Source organism: Bacillus sp. JJ1474, assembly GCF_036965225.1.
GTDB lineage: Bacteria > Bacillota > Bacilli > Bacillales > Cytobacillaceae > Cytobacillus.
The window spans coordinates 1-1,663 of record NZ_JBALPC010000075.1 but is presented as its reverse complement, the minus strand read 5'-3'; the positions used below and the strand labels follow the sequence as shown (position 1 = coordinate 1,663).

The 1,663-nt window shown below is 35.8% G+C and carries 3 protein-coding genes; 2 read left to right on the top strand and 1 reads right to left on the bottom strand.

Translation table 11 applies throughout. The annotated features are described in order from the left end of the window. Positions 1-220: 220 nt before the first annotated feature. Complete coding sequence (locus tag V7164_RS10930) at positions 221-877, top strand: reverse transcriptase-like protein (RefSeq protein WP_335344202.1); 657 nt, start codon at positions 221-223, stop codon at positions 875-877. Between the two features lie 28 nt (positions 878-905). Continuing rightward, a complete protein-coding gene (locus V7164_RS10925) occupies positions 906-1,088 on the top strand; it encodes a zinc-finger domain-containing protein (RefSeq protein WP_335344203.1) in 183 nt (60 codons plus the stop codon). A 70-nt stretch (positions 1,089-1,158) separates the two neighbouring features. Here the strand turns inward: V7164_RS10925 and cspD are convergent, their stop codons facing one another. Then, the gene (gene cspD, locus V7164_RS10920) at positions 1,159-1,359 is read right to left on the bottom strand and encodes a cold-shock protein CspD (RefSeq protein WP_071459908.1); all 201 of its coding nucleotides are present in this window, start codon (positions 1,357-1,359) and stop codon (positions 1,159-1,161) included. Positions 1,360-1,663: the final 304 nt, after the last annotated feature.

Here is a 1,663-nt window from a genome sequence, read left to right as displayed (position 1 = left end):
CGTCGTGTGGCAACGTCTGTGTGACCCACATCCTGTGGGCCGCAACTAACAAACAGTGGAATTAGACCGATTAAGAACGCCATATACTGTGTTAACATCGGCACCAGCACTTTCCATTGAAAAAAAACCACTGATTGAAGTTTCACTGTATTCTAATCCACATCAGGGTAAGATAAAATAAGTGTACCAATAATGTGTAAGTTAAGAAAGGCTGAAAAAAATGAAATATAAATTGGAATGGACTTATAAAATAAAAGGGAATGAAGGAGTAGTCTTTCAGTCTGACTGGTTAGATGGCGAAATGGCATTATTAGTGGGGGAGGATATTGAAAAGAGCGGAAAAGGAAAAGATATCCTATATCACGATGAAATGGGGACATCATGGAATACGAAAGAAATGCGGAAGCTTCTTACCGAAATTGAGGAGGATCCACACGACTTAACGGTATACTTTGATGGAGGGTTTAATAAAGCCGCTTTTCAGGCAGGGCTTGGTGCTGTCATTTATTATAAGCAAGGGAAGAAGAAATACCGCATTCGTGCAAATGAACTCTTTCATGAAATAGAAAATAATAATGAAGCTGAATATGCGGCTCTGTATTTTACATTAAACTTGCTTGAAGAAATGGGTGTGCACCATATGATCTGTGAATTTAAAGGGGATTCGCAGGGGGTATTAATGCAGCTTAAAGGAGAATGGCCATGTTTTGAAGAAAATTTAAATCGCTGGCTTGATCGAATTGAAGAAAAAATGAAGAAGCTTTCTATTGAAGCAAGATATACCCCAATCCCGAGAACAGAAAATAAAGAAGCGGATAAGCTTGCTACCCAAGCACTTGAAGGGAAAATGATTCATAGTAAGATGCAAGTCATTTAGGTGTCTTGATGAAAGAGGTGGGCGTGAAATGAAAAGAAAGCAAATATTTGACGAGGTAGAGGATTTAATGATCACCTATTGTCAAGGCTGTCTACTGCACAAACATCATAAAGATGAAAAGGGTCGAAGATATGCCCACAGATTTTGCATTACAAAATGTACTGTAGGGGAACAAATAAGGCTTATCGGAAGCAAGCTTTCTAAATCTTAGGCGGCATTGATAAATATCGAGACATAAATAAAGGCTGGCAAAATGTTTGCCAGCCTGCTTATTTATAAGATTATAGTTTTACAACGTTTGCTGCTTGAGGTCCGCGGTTTCCTTCAACGATTTCGAAAGAAACTTCTTGGCCTTCTTCTAAAGATTTGAATCCGTCACCTTGAATAGCTGAGAAGTGTACGAATACATCATCTCCGCCTTCTACTTCGATAAAACCGAATCCTTTTTCATTGTTGAACCATTTTACTTTACCGTTTTGCATGTTAACTTTGCCTCCTAAGCCTTTCAAGACACTTTTGTGTCTAAGATAAATATTACCACCCAACAAAATACAAGCAGATATTTCTAGAAATAACGGAAATATATTCTGTTAAATGATGATTTTAATATACACGAATGTACCGATTCAGTCAAGGAAATTAGGGATAATTTCATAAAAACTATCAAATATTTGAAATATTTCTGAAATTGATAAATATTCATATTGATATTTTGAATAAAGTTTTTTTAGAAACAAAAAAACTTTTCACTAATTCATAATATCAATCTTAAATCATATCTATTAT